This is a genomic window from Rhizobium oryzihabitans, from assembly GCF_010669145.1.
Lineage (GTDB): Bacteria > Pseudomonadota > Alphaproteobacteria > Rhizobiales > Rhizobiaceae > Agrobacterium > Agrobacterium oryzihabitans.
The window spans coordinates 2,203,168-2,222,874 of record NZ_CP048632.1; the positions used below are offsets into that span (position 1 = coordinate 2,203,168).

Annotated in this window: 11 protein-coding genes and 2 pseudogenes; 7 read left to right on the forward strand and 6 right to left on the reverse strand. The window is 59.8% G+C overall.

The window, feature by feature from the left end:
• The first annotated feature begins 53 nt into the window (after positions 1–53).
• The 7 genes and pseudogenes from ahcY to trxA all read left to right on the forward strand — a co-directional run bounded on the left by ahcY (position 54) and on the right by trxA (position 13,631).
• Positions 54–1,454, forward strand: a complete 1,401-nt coding sequence (gene ahcY, locus G3A56_RS11475; RefSeq protein WP_003492844.1) for an adenosylhomocysteinase — start codon at positions 54–56, stop codon at positions 1,452–1,454.
• Between the two features lie 208 nt (positions 1,455–1,662).
• Positions 1,663–4,245: a sensor histidine kinase gene (locus G3A56_RS11485; protein ID WP_082183312.1), complete on the forward strand. Its 2,583-nt coding sequence runs from the start codon at positions 1,663–1,665 to the stop codon at positions 4,243–4,245.
• A complete protein-coding gene (tsaE, locus tag G3A56_RS11490; protein ID WP_082183310.1) occupies positions 4,242–5,753 on the forward strand; it encodes a tRNA (adenosine(37)-N6)-threonylcarbamoyltransferase complex ATPase subunit type 1 TsaE in 1,512 nt (503 codons plus the stop codon). Before G3A56_RS11485 ends, tsaE begins: the two co-directional genes overlap by 4 nt.
• A gap of 16 nt (positions 5,754–5,769) precedes the next feature.
• Positions 5,770–6,507 carry a nucleotidyltransferase family protein gene (locus G3A56_RS11495; RefSeq protein WP_082183307.1) on the forward strand — a complete coding sequence of 246 codons (738 nt, stop codon included), beginning with the start codon at positions 5,770–5,772 and terminating at the stop codon, positions 6,505–6,507.
• Positions 6,504–9,688, forward strand: a pseudogene (gene addB / locus G3A56_RS11500) (double-strand break repair protein AddB). The gene G3A56_RS11495 and the pseudogene addB overlap by 4 nt, the downstream one beginning before the upstream one ends.
• Positions 9,678–13,234, forward strand: a pseudogene (gene addA, locus G3A56_RS11505) (double-strand break repair helicase AddA). The pseudogenes addB and addA overlap by 11 nt, the downstream one beginning before the upstream one ends.
• A 76-nt stretch (positions 13,235–13,310) precedes the next feature.
• Positions 13,311–13,631 (forward strand): thioredoxin, encoded by a 321-nt coding sequence (trxA, locus tag G3A56_RS11510; protein ID WP_082183299.1) that lies wholly within the window; start codon positions 13,311–13,313, stop codon positions 13,629–13,631.
• Positions 13,632–13,679: 48 nt separating this feature from the next.
• Here the strand turns inward: trxA and G3A56_RS11515 are convergent, their stop codons facing one another.
• The 6 genes from G3A56_RS11515 to G3A56_RS11540 form a co-directional block, all read right to left on the reverse strand.
• On the reverse strand, positions 13,680–15,059 hold the full coding sequence (locus tag G3A56_RS11515; protein WP_175414382.1) for a bifunctional folylpolyglutamate synthase/dihydrofolate synthase: 1,380 nt from the start codon (positions 15,057–15,059) through the stop codon (positions 13,680–13,682).
• An 85-nt stretch (positions 15,060–15,144) separates the two neighbouring features.
• Positions 15,145–16,038, reverse strand: a complete 894-nt coding sequence (gene accD, locus G3A56_RS11520; protein ID WP_045020492.1) for an acetyl-CoA carboxylase, carboxyltransferase subunit beta — start codon at positions 16,036–16,038, stop codon at positions 15,145–15,147.
• A 27-nt stretch (positions 16,039–16,065) separates the two neighbouring features.
• A complete protein-coding gene (gene trpA, locus G3A56_RS11525; RefSeq protein ID WP_035241931.1) occupies positions 16,066–16,905 on the reverse strand; it encodes a tryptophan synthase subunit alpha in 840 nt (279 codons plus the stop codon).
• A gap of 4 nt (positions 16,906–16,909) precedes the next feature.
• Positions 16,910–18,130, reverse strand: coding sequence for a tryptophan synthase subunit beta (gene trpB / locus G3A56_RS11530; RefSeq protein WP_035241306.1), 1,221 nt, complete (start codon positions 18,128–18,130; stop codon positions 16,910–16,912).
• A 1-nt stretch (position 18,131) separates the two neighbouring features.
• The gene (locus G3A56_RS11535; protein WP_082183298.1) at positions 18,132–18,794 is read right to left on the reverse strand and encodes a phosphoribosylanthranilate isomerase; all 663 of its coding nucleotides are present in this window, start codon (positions 18,792–18,794) and stop codon (positions 18,132–18,134) included.
• Positions 18,795–18,896: 102 nt separating this feature from the next.
• The gene (locus G3A56_RS11540; RefSeq protein WP_082183297.1) at positions 18,897–19,664 is read right to left on the reverse strand and encodes a M48 family metallopeptidase; all 768 of its coding nucleotides are present in this window, start codon (positions 19,662–19,664) and stop codon (positions 18,897–18,899) included.
• Positions 19,665–19,707: the final 43 nt, after the last annotated feature.

Sequence of the window (19,707 nt, forward strand, 5' to 3'; positions counted from 1 at the left end):
CTACGTTTAAAAGCCGGGCTGACAGGCGCGGCATTTCTGATCTGGAGAACCTCATGAGCCTTGAGAAGGACTACATCGTCGCCGATATCAACCTTGCCGCATTCGGCCGCAAGGAACTGGACATCGCCGAAACCGAAATGCCTGGCCTGATGTCCTGCCGCAAGGAATTCGGCGAGAGCAAGCCCCTGAAGGGCGCACGCATCACCGGTTCTCTTCACATGACGATCCAGACCGGCGTTCTGATCGAGACGCTCAAGGAACTCGGCGCGGATATCCGCTGGGCGTCCTGCAACATTTTCTCGACGCAGGACCATGCTGCGGCTGCCATCGCGGCTGCCGGCATTCCGGTCTTCGCCGTCAAGGGTGAAAGCCTGACGGAATATTGGGAATATACCGACAAGATCTTCCAGTGGACCGATGGCGGTCTCTCCAACATGATCCTCGACGATGGCGGCGACGCCACCATGTACATCCTGCTCGGTGCGCGCGCCGAAGCCGGCGAGGACGTTCTTTCCAATCCCGGCTCCGAAGAAGAAGAGATCCTCTTCGCGCAGATCAACAAGCGCCTGAAGGCTTCGCCCGGCTGGTTCACCAAGCAGCGCGACGCGCTGAAGGGCGTTACCGAAGAAACGACGACCGGCGTTCACCGCCTTTATGACCTCAGCAAGAAGGGCCTCCTGCCCTTCCCGGCCATCAACGTCAACGACAGCGTCACCAAGTCCAAGTTCGACAACAAATACGGCTGCAAGGAATCGCTGGTGGACGGCATTCGCCGCGCAACCGACGTGATGATGGCCGGGAAGGTCGCCGTCGTCTGCGGTTACGGCGATGTGGGCAAGGGTTCTGCCGCTTCGCTGCAGGGTGCCGGCGCCCGCGTCAAGGTTACCGAAATCGACCCGATCTGCGCGCTTCAGGCCGCCATGGACGGTTTCGAAGTTGTTCGTCTTGAAGATGTCATTTCGTCGGCCGATATCTTCATCACCACCACCGGCAACAAGGACGTGATCCGCATCGAGCATATGCGCGAGATGAAGGACATGGCCATCGTCGGCAATATCGGCCATTTCGACAATGAAATTCAGGTCGCATCGCTGCGTAACCTGAAGTGGACGAACATCAAGCCGCAGGTCGACATGATCGAGTTCCCGAAGGGCAACCGCATCATCCTTCTGTCCGAAGGCCGCCTGCTGAACCTCGGCAACGCCACCGGTCACCCGTCCTTCGTCATGTCTGCGTCCTTCACCAACCAGGTGCTTGGTCAGATCGAACTCTTCACCAAGCAGGGCGAATACAAGAACGAGGTTTACGTGCTGCCGAAGCACCTCGACGAAAAGGTTGCACGCCTTCATCTTGAGAAGCTCGGCGTGCGTCTGACGGAACTTACCGACGTTCAGGCAGATTATATCGGCATCTCGAAGCAGGGCCCGTTCAAGGCAGAACACTACAGATATTAATTTCATAGTTAATATCCACTGAAATTACACAATATGTAGATGCCGCGCGCTTGACAAAGCGCGCGGCATCTTTTTTGCGCGCTCCCTTTCCGCAGATTTATGAAGGCGGTATTGTCATCGAACTTGATTCGGACACGCCAAAGGGCGGCGGGGACGAAATGGGATGTCTTGTCGAAGATGCGGCACATAGGACGGAGACAGACCGGGGATGACGGTTCACAATTCGGATCTGCGCGAGCAGACAGTTCAACGCGTTGAAAACACGCATGCTGGCGTGGCATTGAGCGCGGCTATTGGCCGTTGCCGGCAGGTCGTCAGTGCGGTTCGGACGGGCTTTGCGAGGCTTCCCGTCCTGATGTCGGGTACTATTCTCACCGGCTCTGCAAGCATGGCGCTGGCGCAGGACAGCCTTGCGGCAAAGACCGGCGCACGGCTGTTTTCATCCGGAGAAACAATCACCTATTCGCTTTTTGTCGGCATGCTGTCAGCAACGCTGTTTTCCGTCGTCTGGCTGGTGCGGCAGCGCGGCAATATAGAGGCGGAAAGCAGCGAATATCGCCAGGCACTTGCCCAGTCCCACCACAAGATCGCGAAATATGAAGCGCTGATCTCGGACAAAAGCCGACGCATCGTCATCTGGGATGGTGCGGACAGGCGCCCGGAGTTTCTCGGGCAATTGCCGGTGGAAACGGGCGCACCGCAGGCCGACCATGATTTTCTGGCCTTTGGGCGCTGGCTGAAACCCGCATCCGCAAGCCAGCTTGAAAAATCACTGGAAAAGCTGCGCAGCCACGCGCAAAGTTTCGACCTGACCATCGAGACACAGCGCGGCGAAGTCATTGAGGTTCAGGGCCGGGTTTCCGGCGGCAATGCCTTTGCGCGTTTCATCGCGCTCAACAATCTGCGTGCGGAGCTTGCCGAATTGCAGGTGGAGCGCGAGCGCCTCGTGGCCTCGGTCTCGACGTTTCAGGAACTTCTGGATTCGATCGAGCAGCCCGTCTGGCGGCGCAATGGCGAAGGTGACCTCACCTGGGTCAACCACGCCTATGCGCAGGCAGTGGATGCGCGCAATGCCGACCAGGCCGTTCACGAAAAACGCGAGCTTCTCAATACCGTTACCCGGCAGAAGATACGCGCGGCCGCAACGCCGGAATCGCCTTATCACGACCGCATTTCGACAGTGGTGTCCGGAAATCGCACCTTCTTTGATGTTGTCGACATCAAGACGGCGGGCGGGTCCGCGGGCATCGCCATCGACGCCACCGAAGCGGAAACCATCCGCGAGGAACTCAAGCGGGTTCTGAAAAGCCACGCCGAAACGCTGGATCATCTGGCAACGCCCGTCGCCATTTTCGACGGCCGGCAGCGGCTGCAATTCTACAATCAGGCTTTTGCAACCCTGTGGGGTTTCGATCTGGTTTTCCTCGAGTCCGGCCCTGATAATTCCGAGCTTCTCGACAGGCTGCGCACCGCCGGCAAGTTGCCGGAGCAGCTGAACTGGAAAAACTGGAAAGAGACAGCGCTTTCCGTCTATCGTTCCCTCGATACCAAGACCGATCTCTGGCATCTGCCAAACGGCCAGACCCTGCGGGTCATCGCAACCGCCCACCCGCAGGGCGGCGCGACCTGGGTCTTCGAGAACCTGACCGAACAGGTCGATCTGCAGATGCGCTACAACACGCTGGTGAAGGTGCAGGGCGAAACCATCGACCATCTGGCCGAAGGTGTCGCCGTGTTCGGTGCGGATGGGCGCATTCGCCTTTCCAACCCGGCATTCCGGGCGCTTTGGGGCGTTACCGCGGAGCAGGCTGAAACAGGCACCCACATCCGCGCGATCGAAACGGCCTGCACGCAATCCTATGACAGGCCGGACGGCTGGCGTTCTTTCAGCCAGTTCATCACCAGCTTTGACGACGAGCGTCCGTCCAGGCAGGGCACGCTTGAGCTGCTCTCCGGCCTCGTGCTCGACTACGCCATCATTCCGCTGCCGGACGCGCAGACCATGCTGACTTTCGTCAACATGACAGACAGCGTGCGGGCCGAGCGGGCGCTCAAGGAAAAGAACGACGCACTGCTCAAAGCAGACGAGTTGAAGAACGATTTCGTGCAGCACGTCTCCTACGAATTGCGCTCGCCGCTGACGAATATCATCGGTTTCACCGATCTCCTGAAGACCCCGGGTATTGGAGAACTGACGGAGCGGCAGGCGGAATATCTCGACCATATTTCCACCTCGTCCTCGGTTCTTCTGACCATCGTCAACGATATTCTCGATCTCGCGACCGTCGATGCCGGCATCATGCAGCTGAATTATTCGGAAAACGACCTGAACGAGTTGCTTGACGATGTGTCGGTGCAGATCGCCGACCGGCTGCAGGAGAGCGGCATTTCGCTCGAGGTCGTCGCACCGGCCCATCTTGGCAGCCTGGTGGCCGATCATCAGCGCCTGAAGCAGATCCTCATCAAGCTTCTGACCAATGCGATCAATTTCGCGCCGGAAGGATCTGTCGTTCAGCTTTCCTGCCAGCGCAGCGAGGGCGACTTCCTGTTCTCGGTGGCGGACAAGGGCCCGGGCATCCCGGAAGACATGCTGAAGAGCGTCTTCGACCGCTTCGAGACGCGCGGCAATGGCGGACGGCGAACCGGTGCGGGGCTTGGCCTTTCCATCGTGGAAAGCTTCGTCAGCCTGCATCACGGCACCGTCAGCATCGACAGCCGACCCGGTAACGGCACCATCGTCACCTGCCGCATTCCCTCCGCCACGCGCCCGCATTCCATCGCCGCAGAATGAGTGACGATATCCTGCCAATCACCATTTCCCTTGATGGGGAAAAAGACACCATCCGGTTAGGTGAAGATTTGGCGCTGGCTTTGACGGCCGGGGATTGCCTTGCGCTCATCGGCGATCTCGGTGCCGGCAAATCCACCCTCGCCCGTGCTTTCATCCGGGCGATGGCGGACGCACCGGATCTTGAAGTTCCAAGCCCAACATTCACGATCATACAGACCTACCCCACACGTATTCCGGTCGCGCATCTCGATCTCTACCGGCTTTCGGATGTCTCCGAACTGGACGAGCTCGGCATTGACGAGATGCTGGAGGACGGTATCTGCCTGATCGAGTGGCCGGATATGGCTGCCGAGGTTCTGCCGCCCGAGCAGACCATCAGCTTGACGCTGACCCATTCCGGTGAAGGGCGTCTGGCTGTGATCGACGCTCCCGCGAAGCAAAAAGCACGGCTTGAGCGCGTTTTTGCCATTCGCGCGTTCCTCGCAAAAAATGGCATGGGCGACGCGACGCGCCGTTTTCTGAGCGGCGATGCTTCCACACGCGCCTATGAGACCATTTCCACCGATGGTTCGGACCTTATCCTGATGGACTGGCGACGCCCCTTGAGAGGGGCGATCGTCGCGGATGGCAAGACCTATGCGGAAATCGCCCATCTCGCCCAGGATGCCCGTTCCTTCGTGGCGATCGGCAACTATCTGGGAAACAGCGGCTTTTGCGCGCCGGAGATTCTGGCGGCGGATACAGACCAGGGCATTCTCCTTCTGGAGGACCTCGGACGGGACGGAGTGCTGGCATCTGACGGAACGCCGATAGAGGAGCGTTATCTGCAAAGCGTCGCCTGTCTCGCCGCCCTCCATCAGACGCCCCGGCCCGATCTGCTGCCGGTGGGTGATGGCAGCACCTATGAGGTTCCGCCCTTCGACCGGCAGGCGATGAAGATCGAGGTGTCGCTGCTGGTGGAATGGTATCTGCCCCATAAGCGTGGCAAGCCGCTCACCGATAGCGAAAAGAGCGACTATTACGCCCTATGGGACAGGCTGATCGATACGCTCGCCGATTGCGAAACAGGGCTTCTGCTGCGCGATTTCCATTCTCCGAATATTATCTGGCAACAGCAGAATAGCGGCATCCGGCAGGTCGGACTGATCGATTTTCAGGACGCGATGATCGGCCCGACCGCCTATGATCTCGCTTCCATCGTGCAGGATGCCCGGGTTACCATCTCCCCCGAACTGCAAGCGCGTCTGCTTTCGCACTATCTCGACGGCAGAAGAAACACGCCTTCGTTTGAGGAGACCGCTTTCCTCAAGGCCTTCGCCATCATGTCGGCGCAGCGCAACTGCAAGCTGGCCGGTATCTGGGTAAGACTGTTGGAACGGGATGGAAAACCCGGTTATATGCAACATATGCCAAGGACGTTCCGCTATCTTGGCGCAGCGCTTTCGCATCCGGAACTTGCGCCTCTCCGAGACTGGTGCTTGCGCATGGGCATGGAATTTAACGACTGAAAGACGGTTGACCACGATGACGATCAAGAACGCGATGGTGCTTGCCGCAGGGCTCGGCACGCGGATGCGCCCGATCACGGATACGATACCGAAGCCGCTCGTCAAGATCGCCGGCAAGCCGATGATCGACTACGCGCTCGATGCCCTTGTCGAAGCCGGGGCCGAGAGGATCGTCGTCAATGTGCATCACCATGCCGAACAGATGATCGCCCACCTTGAAACCCGCTCGGATGCCGAGATCCTGATTTCCGACGAGCGGTCGCAGCTGATGAATTCCGGTGGCGGGCTTGCCAAGGGCCTGAAACTTCTGGAGCCCGGTCCCGTCTTCGTCATGAACGCCGATCTTTTCTGGATTGGCGAGCAGCTGAATGCCGTCAGCAATCTGCGCAAGCTTGCGCAATTCTTCGATGCCACGCACATGGATATGGCGCTGCTCTGCGTCGACATGGACCGCACAACCGGACATAACGGCAAGAGGGATTTCAAACTCTCTGCCAGTGGCAAACTGGCGCGTTATCGCGACGGTGATCCGAACCCGGTGGTTTATGCCGGGGCGATCGCCATGGATTCGCGCCTGCTTGACGATGCGCCGACGGATGCCTTCAATCTTAATATCTATTTTGACCGCGCCATCGAAAAAGACCGGCTTTTCGGGCTCCCACTGGATGGCCACTGGATCACCGTCGGCACGCCCGATGCGATAGAAGACGCCGAAAGCATTATCCGGCAATACAGGGAAAAGCGCTCTGCATGACTTTGACCCACCACGCAAAGCGCGTCCTGACGATCGCCGCGGGAACACCGTTCCTCAAGACGCTCGCGGAAACGCTGTGTGACGGGACACTGACATCCGGCTATCAATATGACCCGGCCGATCCGCTTTCGCTCGCCAAGGTGACGATCTATGTGCCGACCCGGCGCTCCGCCCGCGTGCTGCGCTCCGAATTCGTCGATCTTCTGGGTGGCCGATCCGCCATTCTGCCGCTCATCCGGCCGCTCGGCGAAACGGATGACGACAGCGGCTTCTTCGAAATTGAAAATCCCGAGATCATGGATCTGGCGCCGCCGATCTCCGGCACCGGCAGGCTGATCGAGCTGGCGCGCCTCATTCTGGCATGGCGCAACAGCCTGCCGGACGCCATCAGGGCGATCCATTCGGATTCACCGCTCGTCGCCCCCGCCAGTCCCGCCGACGCCATATGGCTGGCGCGTGCGCTTGGCGAGGTGATTGATGCGATGGATACCGAAGAAAAGGAATGGGAAGCTCTTCAGCATCTCGATACCGGCGATCACGCCCAATGGTGGCAGCTGACGGCGGATTTCCTGAAGATCGCCAGCATCTTCTGGCCTGCCCGTCTCGCCGAGCTCAACCGCACCTCCGCAGGCCGGCATCGAAACGGCATCCTGCGGGCGGAGGCCAACCGGCTTGCCAATCTGCCGGATACCGGGCCGATCATCGTTGCGGGCTCCACGGGCTCCATTCCGGCGGCAGCTGACCTCATCGCCTCCGTTGCCTCCCTGCCGCAGGGCGTCGTCGTGCTTCCGGGTCTCGATCTTTCGATGCCGGAGGAGCAATGGGAGGCGATTGCCGAGGACCCCACCGACCCTTCCAGCCGCACCCATTCGCAATATGGGCTTTACATGCTCTTGCAGAAGCTCGGCATCATGCGCGACGATGTCGTTCAGATCGGCGCTGTCGACAGTGATCTCGAAAAACGCGCGGCGGTGTTTTCAGCGGCACTCGCGCCGGCCAAATCCACCAGCGACTGGAACCGTTGGCGTGAGGAGAAACCGCCCGGATTTTTCGACGATGCTTTCGCAGCGGCGACCCTGATAGAAGCTGCCAATGAGCGGGAAGAGGCAACCGCAATCGCGGTGGCGCTGCGGCTGGCGCTCGAAGCGCCGGGTGCCGGGCGCCCGTCTCAGGCAGCGCTGATCACGCCCGACCGAGGACTGGCGCGGCGCGTTGCGACGGAACTGCAGCGCTTCGGTATCGAAGCCGATGACTCAGCCGGCACGCCATTATCCGCCACGCCACAGGCGGGGCTGACGCAACTGGCGCTGGAAGCGATCCTCAGGCCCGGAGATCCGGTGCCGGTCATTTCCCTTCTGAAACATCCGCTCAGCCGTTTCGGGCTTTCTGAGGAAGCATTCACGACGGCATCTAAAGGGCTGGAGTTGATCGCACTCAGAGGCGGCCGCGTCGAAACTGAAATCGGCAATCTGGAGGCGGTTCTCGATGCGCAACTCGTGGCGCAGCGCGATGATCGGCACCCGCCTGCCTGGCGGCTGGCACTGCCGGAGGGAAGCGTGGAGGCCGCACGCGATCTGGCGCGTCGGATCGCCGTTTCGACAGAGCCGCTCGGTGCTGCATTCGTTCGACGCGACAGGTCGGGCCGGTCTTTCACGGACAAACTACCGCTTTCCGATTGGGCAGAGCGGACCGGCCGGGTGATCGAAGCCATTTGCGCCGATGAAAACAATGATCTTGCCGCGCTCTGGTCCGGCGAGGCAGGCGACAAGCTTTCCGGCCTGTTCGGCGAATTGATGGAAAGCGGCGAAATCCTCGATGCTGACGGTCCGCAATGGGCCGATATCTTCGCGGCACTGGTGGCCGGCGAATCGATCAAACCGCGATCCATGCGCCATCCACGAATTTTCATCTTCGGCGCGCTCGAAGCGCGTTTGCAGAGCGTCGACACCGTGGTGATCGGCGGCCTCAACGAAGGGCTTTGGCCGGGCCAGACGGCAAACAATCCGTTTTTATCCCGCAACATGAAGACCGCGATCGGCCTGGAGCCGCCGGAGAGGCGGATCGGCCAACTGGCGCATGATTTCGAGATGGCGAACGGCACTCGGCAGATTTTTTACAGCCGGGCGCTCCGGCAAGGTTCGACACCCGCCGTCGCATCGCGCTGGCTGCAGCGATTGCTGGCACTCGGCGGCGAGGATTTCGCCGACCAGCTGAAGAAGCGTGGCGAGACCTATCGCCACTGGGCGGGTCTGATGGACGCGAGCATCGACCAGGAAGCGGCAAAACGCCCTGCCCCGAAGCCGCCTGCCGAGCTACATCCGAAAAGCTATTCTTTCAGCGAAGTGGGCAGGCTGCGCCGCGATCCCTATTCGATCTATGCGCGGCGCATCCTGCGGCTCGATCCTCTCCACCCGTTCAATCGCGACCCCAACGCGGCCGACCGCGGTACGCTCTATCACGCAATCATCGAACGTTATTCACGCGAGGGACATATTCCGGGCACGCCGGCATCGCTTGAGGCCATGCAGCGCATTCTGGATGAAAGTTTCGATGCGCAAGATCTTCCCTTGCATGTCGATGTCATCTGGCGCCCGCGATTCGAGGCGGTGGCGCGCGCCTTTATCGACTGGGAGAAGGAACGACATCCATCCATCCGCCGCAGCTTCTTCGAAGCCCGCGCCGGACAGGAAATCCCGAGGCGGGCATAAGGCTGACTGGTATCGCCGACCGTATCGACATCAAGACCAGCGGTCAGGCGGATATTATCGATTACAAGACGGGGCTCGCGCCGTCAGTCAATCAGGCGCGCGCGCTGCTTGACCCGCAGCTTGCGCTCGAAGCGGCAGCGCTGATGCGCGGCGCCTTTCGCGAGGCGGGTTCGCACACGCCGGAAAACCTCATCTATGTGCGCCTGCGGCCGGGTGAGCGTTTTTTTGCCGACCAGGTGAATAACGAACATTCCAACCGGAGCGGCAAGAAAGCGCCGAAATCGGCAATCGAACTGGCAACCGAATCCATCGACCAGCTGGCCAAATTCGTGCGTTCGCTGCGTGATGGCGAGAATGGCTTTGCCTCACGGCTGGTGCCGGAGGAGCAGCAATCCTATGGCGGGGAATATGACCACCTCGCCCGGGTTTCGGAATGGTCGACGGCGGAACCGGGAGACGGCGATGATGATTGACCCTATCGATCACGGGCCCGCCACGGATACCCCTCAAAGCTGGATCGACTGGACGAGCGACCGGCAGCGGCTCGCCTCTGATCCGGCTAGCTCCGCCTGGGTTTCGGCCAATGCTGGATCCGGCAAGACCCATGTTCTGACCCAGCGCGTCATCCGCCTGCTTCTGGCCGGATGCCGACCCTCCGCGATTTTGTGCCTCACCTATACCAAGGCGGCGGCTTCTGAAATGTCGAGCCGCGTTTTCGACCGCCTGGCGGAATGGGCTACATTGCCGGATAATGATCTTAAGGACCGCATTGCCGCCATCGAAGGCAAGGTACCGGATCGCATCAAGCTTGCTGAAGCGCGGCGGCTGTTCGCCAAGGCGCTCGAAACGCCGGGCGGGCTGAAAATCCAGACGATCCACGCCTTCTGTGAAGCGCTGCTGCATCAGTTCCCGCTGGAGGCCAATGTCGCCGGCCATTTCTCGGTTCTTGATGACCGTGCCGCAACCACCCTGCTGGCCGAGGCGCGCCGTTCGCTCCTAACGGCTGTTTCGACGGAGGGAGACACTGATCTCGCGCAGTCTCTCGCCTATGTGCTTGATCTGGCAGATGAAAGCGGGCTTGAATCGCTTCTGACCGCCATCATCGCCAATCGCAGCGCCCTTCGCGCCTTTTTGATTGAGGCAAAACAGGCTGATGGCATCGATGCCCAATTGCGGCAGGCAATGCAGATTGAAGCGGGTGAAACAGAAGAGACGGCAGCGGCGGCCTTCTGGCCCCTGCCCGGCCTCTTCGGGCTTTCCCTCGATACATATCTCACGCTTGCTGACGAAGTGGGCGGATCGCGCGTCATCGACGTCGCTTATGCCCTGCGGGAAGCGAAACGGCAGACGGATTCCGTGCGGCGCATGGAATTCATCGAGGCCGCGCTGTTGACGGCCAAGGGCGAGAAAAAATCCGATGCCTATGTCATCAACAAAGGCATGCAGAAATCGGCACCTGATCTCCTCGACGCACTGACGCTTGCGCGGGACCATGTCGTTGCCTGCCGCAACCGCTATCGTCTGGTGCGGATGCTGGAGGCGACGAAATGTGCGCTTGTTCTGGCCGAGCGGTTGATCGGCGATTTCGAGGATCTGAAAAAGCAGCGAAGCCAGCTCGATTTCGAAGACCTGATCGAACGCGCCGCCAACCTCCTCAACCGCGATACGGCGGGTGCCTGGGTGCATTACAAGCTGGACCAGGGCATAGACCATATTCTCGTCGATGAGGCGCAGGATACGAGCCCGGTGCAATGGTCGATCATCCAGTCGCTGGCGGCGGATTTCTTCACCGGCGAGAGTGCCCGCCTAGGCCGGCGCACGCTTTTTGCAGTGGGTGACGAAAAGCAGTCGATCTATTCGTTTCAGGGCGCAAGGCCGGAGCGGTTCTCCCAGGAGCGCGACGAGACAAAAAGACGCGTCGATTCGGTCGAGCAGGCGTTTCACCGCATCCGCCTGCCACTGTCCTTCCGTTCCACGGAAGATGTGCTGGCCGCCGTCGATCAGGTCTTTTCCGACCCCAAAAATGCCAGTGGCCTCAGCGCCGATAACGAGCCTGTCGAACACCGTTCCAACCGCGCCGGCCACCCGGCACGGTGGAAGTCTGGGATATGGTTGCGCCGGAAACCGCCGAGGACGAAGAGGACTGGACAGCACCTTTCGATGCACTTCGGGAAAGCGCGCCGGCCACCATCGTTGCCCGCCGGATCGCCGCGCGCATCGCCGGGATGATCGGGACCCAGACCATCATCGAAAAGGGCGTGGAACGCGCCGTCGAACCGGGCGACATTCTGGTCTTGGTCAGAAAACGCCACGCCTTCGTCAACGCGCTGACGCGCGAGCTGAAACGACGCAAGAACATTCCCGTTGCCGGTGCCGACCGTCTTCGCCTGACCGACCACATCGCCGTCCAGGATCTTCTGGCGCTTGGCCGTTTTGTCGTGCTGCCCGAGGATGATCTTTCGCTGGCAGCACTTTTGAAAAGCCCTATTTTCAATCTCACCGAAGATGATGTTTTCGATGCGGCTGCCTCGCGATCCGATATGGAGAGCGTGTGGCAGAGATTGCAGACACTTTCGCAGGATGAGAGCAGCCGCTTTTCCGCAGTGGTCAGCAAACTCAAAAACTTCATCGCGCTTTCAAAAACGGCAACCGTGCATGATTTCTTTGCCGCGGTTCTGACCCTGCATGACGGTCGCAAGAAGTTCCTGGGCCGTCTCGGCAACGAGGCGAGCGATGTTCTGGACGAGTTCCTGTCCTTTGCGCTTGACCATGAGAGGACAGGCCTGCCCGGCCTGCAGGCCTTCCTTTCCGTTCTGGAAACGGATTCGCCGGAGGTGAAGCGCGAACAGGACAAGGATCGCGGCGAAGTGCGCATCATGACCGTGCATGCCTCCAAGGGTCTTGAAGCGCCGGTTGTTTTCGTCGTTGATGGCGGATCAAAAGCCTTCAACCACAGCCATGTGCCGAAACTGCGCTTCGTGGAAGCGGACGGCGACGCCTTCCCCGTCTGGCTGCCAGGCAGCGGTTTTTCCAATCATCTCATTCGCGCTGACGAGGACCGCCTGAAGACGGCCGCCGAAGATGAATATCGCCGGCTGCTTTATGTAGCGATGACACGCGCTGCCGATCATCTGGTCGTTTGTGGTTATCGCGGCCAGAGGGAAAATCCAGAATGCTGGCATGCCATCGTCAAGGCAGCACTTGCCGACAATGAAAAACACTCGCAGCCGCAACTGTTTGCGGCCGACGGCGAGGAATGGCAGGGGCTGGTCTGGCGCAAGTCCGAGGCCCGCCCGACACCCGCCCCGCAAAGACTGACCGAACCGCAGCAGCAGGAAGAATATGCCCTTCCGGCGGGACTTCTCGGCCCCTTGCCTGCCCTACCCTCCCTGCCGAGACCGCTCAGCCCTTCCGGCGCGGGCACCATCATCGATGACGGCGCGGACGATCTGGCCGTTCGTTCACCGCTGTTCGGCGAAAAAGCCGATGCATCCTCACTGGCGCTGCAACGCGGCCGGCTGGTGCATCGCATGCTGCAGGCCCTTCCGGATTTTACCGAGAGTGAGCGGGAAGAGGCGGCCCGCCGCTATGCGGAACGCGCTGCCCGTTTCTGGCCGCCCAATGAACGCGAACACCTGATACGGGCCGTCCTGCGGGTGATGTCCGAACCGGCGGTGCAGCCGGCATTTTCAGCCAACAGTCGTGCGGAAGTTTCCATCATGGGAACCATGACGATCGGCAGGCAGCAATATGCTGTTTCAGGCCGTATAGACCGGCTGGCGGTGGATGGCGACCGCGTCATTCTGGTCGATTACAAGACGAACCGCGTTCCGCCGCGTGAGGCGCGCGAAATACCCTTTTCCCACACGGCGCAGCTTGCGATTTATCGGGAAATTCTCGCACCGCTTTATCCCGGCAAGAAATTCGTCTGCGCGCTGATCTACACGGAAAATGCCGCTTTTGTGACAGTTGACGACGATGCGATGAAGCAGGCCCTTGCCGCAATAAAGACAAAGTGAGATACCGGGGCATTGAAATTTCGCCGCGCCCGCATCACATCATAGCGGAAAAGTTTAGCTGAAAGGAGAGCCAGATATGGCTACCGTAAAAGTCGATGCCGCCAACTTCCAGTCCGAAGTCCTCGAATCCGCCGAACCAGTCGTGGTGGATTTCTGGGCCGAATGGTGTGGCCCTTGCAAGATGATCGCCCCGAGCCTTGAAGAGATTTCTTCGGAGCTTGCCGGCAAGGTCAAGGTTGCAAAGCTCAACATCGACGAGAACCCGGAACTGGCCGCCAAGTTCGGCGTTCGCTCGATTCCGACGCTCGCCATTTTCAAGGGCGGCGAAGTGGCCGATATCAAGGTTGGTGCTGCTCCCAAGACAGCGCTTTCCGCCTGGATTTCCGGCGCCGCATAAGCGATTTTTGATGGAATAAGAAAAGCCCGGCAGCGATGCCGGGCTTTTTTATTGGGGAATGGTGCCATTCAAGGCAAGCGCATTTCCGGCAAGGTAAAGCGAACCGCCGATCAGGATACGCGGCGCCGGCCCTTCGGGATCGAAGCGGCGTGACAATTCGTCCAGCGCTTCGGTAAGGGAAGATGTAGGCGCTGCCACCAGACCGGCATCAAAGGCCGCATGGGCAAGTACAACGGGGTCGATCGCCGCATCGGTACCGCCGATCGGTACGGTGAAGACATATTCGGCGATATCCGCAAAAGCCTTGAAATAGCCCACTGGATCCTTGGTATTGATCATGCCCGCAATGATGAACAGCGGACGTGGCGTCTTGTCCTCAAACCCCGCCATGGCTTCAGCGATAACTTCGCCGGCACCCGGGTTGTGGCCGCCATCGATCCAGATCTCCGCATCCTTCGGGGCCATGTCGGCGATTTTGCCGGTCAGGACGCGCTGAAGACGGCCGGGCCACTCCACTGTCGTCATGGCCTTTTCGATCATCCGCTCCGTCACCTCGAAACCGGCCGCCTTGACGGCGCGGATCGCGGCAGCGGCATTGGCAAGCTGGTGGCGGCCGGGGAGCCGCGGCAGCGGCGCATCGGTCAGGCCGAATTCATCCTGATAGACCATGCGGCCAAATTCTTCATGGGCGGAAAAATCCTGTCCATAGACCGATACAGGGCAACCGAGACGCTCCGCCGTGGCAACAAGCGTTTCCAGCGCCGCATCATATTCCTGATGGCCGATGACGACTGGAGAACCCGATTTCATGATGCCGGCCTTTTCAGCGGCAATCAGTTCCACCCGATCTCCAAGATAGGCCTGATGATCGAGTGATATCGGCATGATAACGCAAACGGCCGGGTTGTTGATCACATTGGTCGCATCGAAGCGCCCGCCAAGCCCAACTTCGACGACAGCGGCGTCAGCGGGCTGCTCCGCAAAAAGCACGAACATCGCGGCGGTCAGGATTTCGAAAACCGTTATCATCTGGCCTCCATTGGCAGCCTCAATACGGCGCAGCGCATCCGCAAAGACGGCATCCTCGACATAACGGCCCTTCTCGCCGGAAACGCCGATCCGATAACGTTCGTGCCAGTTCACGAGATGTGGAGAGGTGTGCACGTGGACGGAAAGGCCCGCCGCCTCCAATAATGCGCGGCAGAAGGCCGTAACCGAACCCTTGCCGTTAGTGCCTGCGACATGAATGACCGGTGGGAGTCTTTTCTGAGGGCTACCCAATTTTTCGAGAAGACGGGAAATTCTATCCAGCGAAAGATCAAACCCCTTGGGGTGGAGCTGCATCAGCTCTTCGATGATCTGTTCGGCCTCGCCGATTGCGGGCTTCGTCATGTCTTCTGTCCGCCTTTCAGGCGTTGTCTTGGCCATTTTGTCCGCCGCATCAGAAATGAAATCATGCAACGTATAACATCACCCGAAGGCGATTTGCCGCCTTCGGGTGAGATATTTTTCGTCAGGCCGAAGCCGCAAGCGGAACGACCGCATTTGCTTCCGCCGGCGCTTTCGTCATGATCTTGAGAAGGCTGGCCAGCGTATCGGGGATCTCGCGGCGGTCGATCACCATGTCGACCATACCGTGCTCGAACAGGTATTCCGATGTCTGAAAGCCCTCAGGAAGCTTTTCGCGAATGGTCTGCTCGATCACGCGCTTGCCCGCAAAGCAGATTTCGGCACCGGGCTCGGCGATATGCACATCACCCAGCATGGCGTAGGAAGCCGTGACACCACCCGTCGTCGGGTTCGTAAGAACCACGATGTAAGGCATGCCCGCCTCTTTCAGCATGTTCACCGCAACCGTGGTGCGCGGCAGCTGCATCAGGGAGAGAATGCCTTCCTGCATGCGAGCGCCGCCGGAGGCCGGGAACATGACGAGCGGGCAACGCTCGGAAATGGCGCGCTCGAATGCCTTGACGATGGCTTCGCCCGCCGCAATGCCGAGAGAACCGCCCATGAACTGGAATTCATGCACGACGGCGACGATCTTCAGTCCCTTCAAAAGACCAACGCCGGCAAGGATCGTATCTTCCTGCTCGGTCTTCGTGCGGCTGTCGCGCAGGCGATCGGTGTATTTCTTGGAATCGCGGAACTTCAGCGGATCCTGCGCCACCTTGGGCTGCGGCAAGGCCTCATACACGCCGCCATCAAAAAGATCGACGAGACGTGCCTTTGCCGGCATCTTCATGTGGTAACCGGAAGCCGGGATGACCCACTTGTTATCCTCGAGGTCCTTGTGGAAGACCATCTCGCCCGTTTCCGGGCACTTGATCCACAGGTTCTCCGGAACCTCCGGGCGGCGGCCAAGCATGGAATTGATCCGGGGCCGTACGTAATTGGTGATCCAGTTCAACTGACTACTCCTGACTGGGCCGCGCGATTATTCCGCAGCGGCAAGGCGCGACGCGCGCACGCCCGTTGAAAGTCCTTTTACCAGCGTCGTGACGGCCGGCACGGTATCGGCGGTCGCCTGTCCGTCCTTGGTCAGGCTGCCCGCAATCTGGTTGACAATGGCCGAACCGACCACCACGCCATCCGCCACGGCACCGATCGCTTTGGCATGATCGGCCGTCTTGACACCGAAACCGACGCACACTGGCAGTTCCGTATGCGCCTTGATACGACCGACAGCGCCCGAGATCAACGAGGGATCGGGAAGTGCGGAGCCGGTAATACCGTTCATCGAGACGTAATAAACGAAACCTGAGGTATTTTTAAGAACGGCAGGCAGGCGCTTGCCATCCGTCGTCGGCGTGGCAAGACGGATGAAATTGATGCCGCGCGCCAGGGCAGGCACGCAGAGCTCATCATCCATTTCCGGCGGCAGATCGACCACGATCAGGCCATCGACACCGGCCGCCAACGCATCATCCAGAAACCTGTCGACACCGTAGATATAGATCGGATTGTAATATCCCATCATCACGATCGGGGTCGCATCATCACCCTTCCGGAACTCGCGGGCGAGATCGAGTGTGGTTTTCAGCGTCTGGCCACCTTTCAGCGCGCGCTGTCCCGCCAGCTGGATCGCCGGGCCGTCCGCCATCGGGTCGGAAAACGGCATTCCAAGCTCGATAACATCGGCGCCTGCTTCCGGCAGGGCCTTCATGATGCCGAGCGAGGTTTCGAAATCCGGGTCGCCGCCCATGAAATAGGTGATCAGGGCCGGGCGATTTTCCGCCCGCAGATCGGCGAAGCGCTTGTCCATACGTGCAGTCATGATCTTATACATCCATTCCAAGGAACTTGCTGACGGTGTGGACATCCTTGTCGCCGCGACCGGAGAGGTTCATCAGGATGATTTCGTCCTTGCCCATCGTCGGCGCGCGCTTGATGACTTCCGCCAGTGCGTGGCTTGGCTCCAGAGCGGGAATGATGCCTTCGAGGCGGGTCAGCATCTGGAAGGCGTCCAGCGCCTCATGGTCCATGATCGGTACATATTCGACGCGGCCGATATCGTTCAGCCAGGAGTGTTCAGGGCCGATGCCGGGATAGTCGAGACCTGCGGAGATGGAATGGCCTTCCTTGATCTGGCCATCCTCGTCCTGAAGCAGATATGTGCGGTTTCCATGCAGAACGCCCGGCGAACCGGCTGTGATCGAAGCGCAATGCTCGTCACCCGAAAGGCCCTTGCCGCCGGCTTCGACGCCAACGATGCGGACATTCTTGTCGTCAAGGAAAGGATGGAAGATGCCGATGGCATTAGAGCCGCCGCCGACAGCCGCGACGACCAGATCCGGCAGGCGGCCTTCCGCCTCCAGCATCTGCGCCTTGGCTTCCTCACCGATGACGGCCTGGAAATCGCGAACCATTTCCGGATAGGGATGCGGGCCGGCCGCGGTGCCGATCAGGTAATAGGTATCGTCGACATTGGTGACCCAGTCGCGCAGGGCCTCGTTCATGGCATCCTTCAGGGTGCCGTGGCCGGCCGTCACCGGCTTCACTTCAGCACCGAGGAGCTTCATGCGGAAAACATTCGGGGCCTGACGGGCAACATCCGTCGCGCCCATATAAACGACGCAGGGCAAACCGAAGCGCGCGGCCACGGTAGCAGAGGCAACACCGTGCTGGCCGGCACCGGTTTCGGCGATGATGCGGGTCTTGCCCATGCGCTTGGCAAGCAGGATCTGGCCAAGGCAATTGTTGATCTTGTGCGAACCGGTGTGGTTGAGTTCTTCGCGCTTGAAATAGATCTTCGCGCCGCCAAGTTCCGCCGTCAGGCGTTCCGCAAAATAAAGCGGGCTCGGACGACCGGTATAGTGAGCGCCGAGATGCTTGAGTTCCGCCTGAAACGCGGGATCGGTCTTGGCCTTGTCCCATTCCGCCTGCAAATCCAGAATGAGCGGCATCAGCGTTTCGGCAACGAAGCGACCTCCGTAAATGCCGAAACGTCCGTCCTCATCGGGACCAGCGCGAAAAGAATTGGGTGTTGGCGCGTCGTTCACTTCAAGCTCCCTTTGGGCCTTTCGACCAATCATTCACCACATCGAAAAATGCGTCGATCATGGACAGATCCTTGACACCCGGCGCGCTTTCCACACCGGACGATAAATCTAGTCCGCTTGCCCTGGTCTCCGCCAGCGCCTCGGCGACATTGTCCTTGTTCAATCCCCCGGAAAGCATGTAATCCACACTTCCGTCAAGTGATCGCAGCATGGTCCAGTCGAAGGAGACGCCGTTGCCACCCGGCAGCTCGGAACCGGCGGGCGCCTTGGCGTCCAGCAGAAAACGGTCGGCTATTCCGATATAAGGGTCGATTTTGGCAAGATCAGCGGCATCGCGAATGGAAATCGCCTTCATGACAGGCAGGCCATACAGCGCCTTGATATTCAGCAGCCGCTCCGGGCTTTCATTGCCATGCAGCTGCAGGATGTCCGGTTTTACGAGATCGACGATTTCATCGAGATAGTCATTATCGGCATTGACGGTGACGGCAACCACCTTGGCGGCGCCACGGGCACCTTCCGCCAGCCTGCCGGCAATATCGGGCTCGATGTTGCGCGGGCTTTTTTCAAAGAAAATAAAGCCGACATGGGAGGCGCCGCGCCTGACGGCGCGCTCCAGCGCTTCCGGTGTCTTCAATCCGCAAATCTTGATATCCGGTTTCATACCCGCGACCTGACATGAAATGCGACAAGAGTCGAGCCAAATCGCATCCGTTTTCTCTGGAATGTTTCACGTGAATCCAGATGGCGATCCACGCCTCCACTTTCAATCGAAATCGATGGCGTGGAGTTTGGAGCCATGGCGTTTCAGCCATTCCTTGGCTTCGTCAGTATGCGGGCAGAGCTTTTCACACAGGGCCCAGAATTTCGGGCCGTGGTTCATTTCGCTCAGATGCGCAACCTCGTGGGCGGCGAGATAATCGATGACCTTCTCCGGCGCCATGACGATGCGCCATGAGAAGCTCAGATTTCCATCATGGGAACAGGAGCCCCAGCGGCTGCGGGTGTCCTTCATGCTGATGGACCGCACAGGTCGGCCGGCGGCACGCGCATGGAACGCAACCAGCTTCTCCAGATCAGCCTTCGCTTCCTTTTTCAGAAAGGTCGCCACCCGTCTGCGCAGATGCTCGGGCGCGCCGCTGACTTTCAGAACCGCCGTGCCGTCAGCGTCCTGGGATATATGGGTCAGGCCCCGCAGGCTGCCGGTGTGGTCTATGCGGTGGGATATGCCGCGAATATCGATGGTCGCGCCATGACCCAAACCGTCGTCAGGGCCGATTTTCAAAAGCTTGCCTTCCAGCCAGCCCTGATGCCTTTCAAGGAAATCATCAACCTGGCGGTGGTGCAGGCCCTGCGGGATCGTCAGCTTCAGTGCCCGACCGCCGGGTTCGATGCGCAAGGTAATGCGCGTGGCCCGCGGGTTTTCCCTCACCGTGATGGGGACGTGACGCCCGGCCACCTCGACGGTGCGCTGGCTCGGTGCGGTCTTTTTTGGCGCCGGCGACTTCACGGATTTTCTGAGGAGCGAAAACATGAATGGTTCATAGCCGATTCGACACTGGCTTGGCCACGCAAAT

What these genes read in the sequence shown, in the direction of transcription:
- ahcY (WP_003492844.1), top strand. Translation starts at nt 54, where the DNA reads ATGAGCCTTGAGAAGGACTACATCGTCGCCGATATCAACCTTGCCGCA.
- G3A56_RS11485 (WP_082183312.1), top strand. Translation starts at nt 1,663, where the DNA reads ATGACGGTTCACAATTCGGATCTGCGCGAGCAGACAGTTCAACGCGTT.
- tsaE (WP_082183310.1), top strand. Translation starts at nt 4,242, where the DNA reads ATGAGTGACGATATCCTGCCAATCACCATTTCCCTTGATGGGGAAAAA.
- G3A56_RS11495 (WP_082183307.1), top strand. Translation starts at nt 5,770, where the DNA reads ATGACGATCAAGAACGCGATGGTGCTTGCCGCAGGGCTCGGCACGCGG.
- trxA (WP_082183299.1), top strand. Translation starts at nt 13,311, where the DNA reads ATGGCTACCGTAAAAGTCGATGCCGCCAACTTCCAGTCCGAAGTCCTC.
- G3A56_RS11515 (WP_175414382.1), bottom strand. Translation starts at nt 15,059, where the DNA reads ATGGCCAAGACAACGCCTGAAAGGCGGACAGAAGACATGACGAAGCCC.
- trpA (WP_035241931.1), bottom strand. Translation starts at nt 16,905, where the DNA reads ATGACTGCACGTATGGACAAGCGCTTCGCCGATCTGCGGGCGGAAAAT.
- G3A56_RS11535 (WP_082183298.1), bottom strand. Translation starts at nt 18,794, where the DNA reads ATGAAACCGGATATCAAGATTTGCGGATTGAAGACACCGGAAGCGCTG.
- G3A56_RS11540 (WP_082183297.1), bottom strand. Translation starts at nt 19,664, where the DNA reads ATGTTTTCGCTCCTCAGAAAATCCGTGAAGTCGCCGGCGCCAAAAAAG.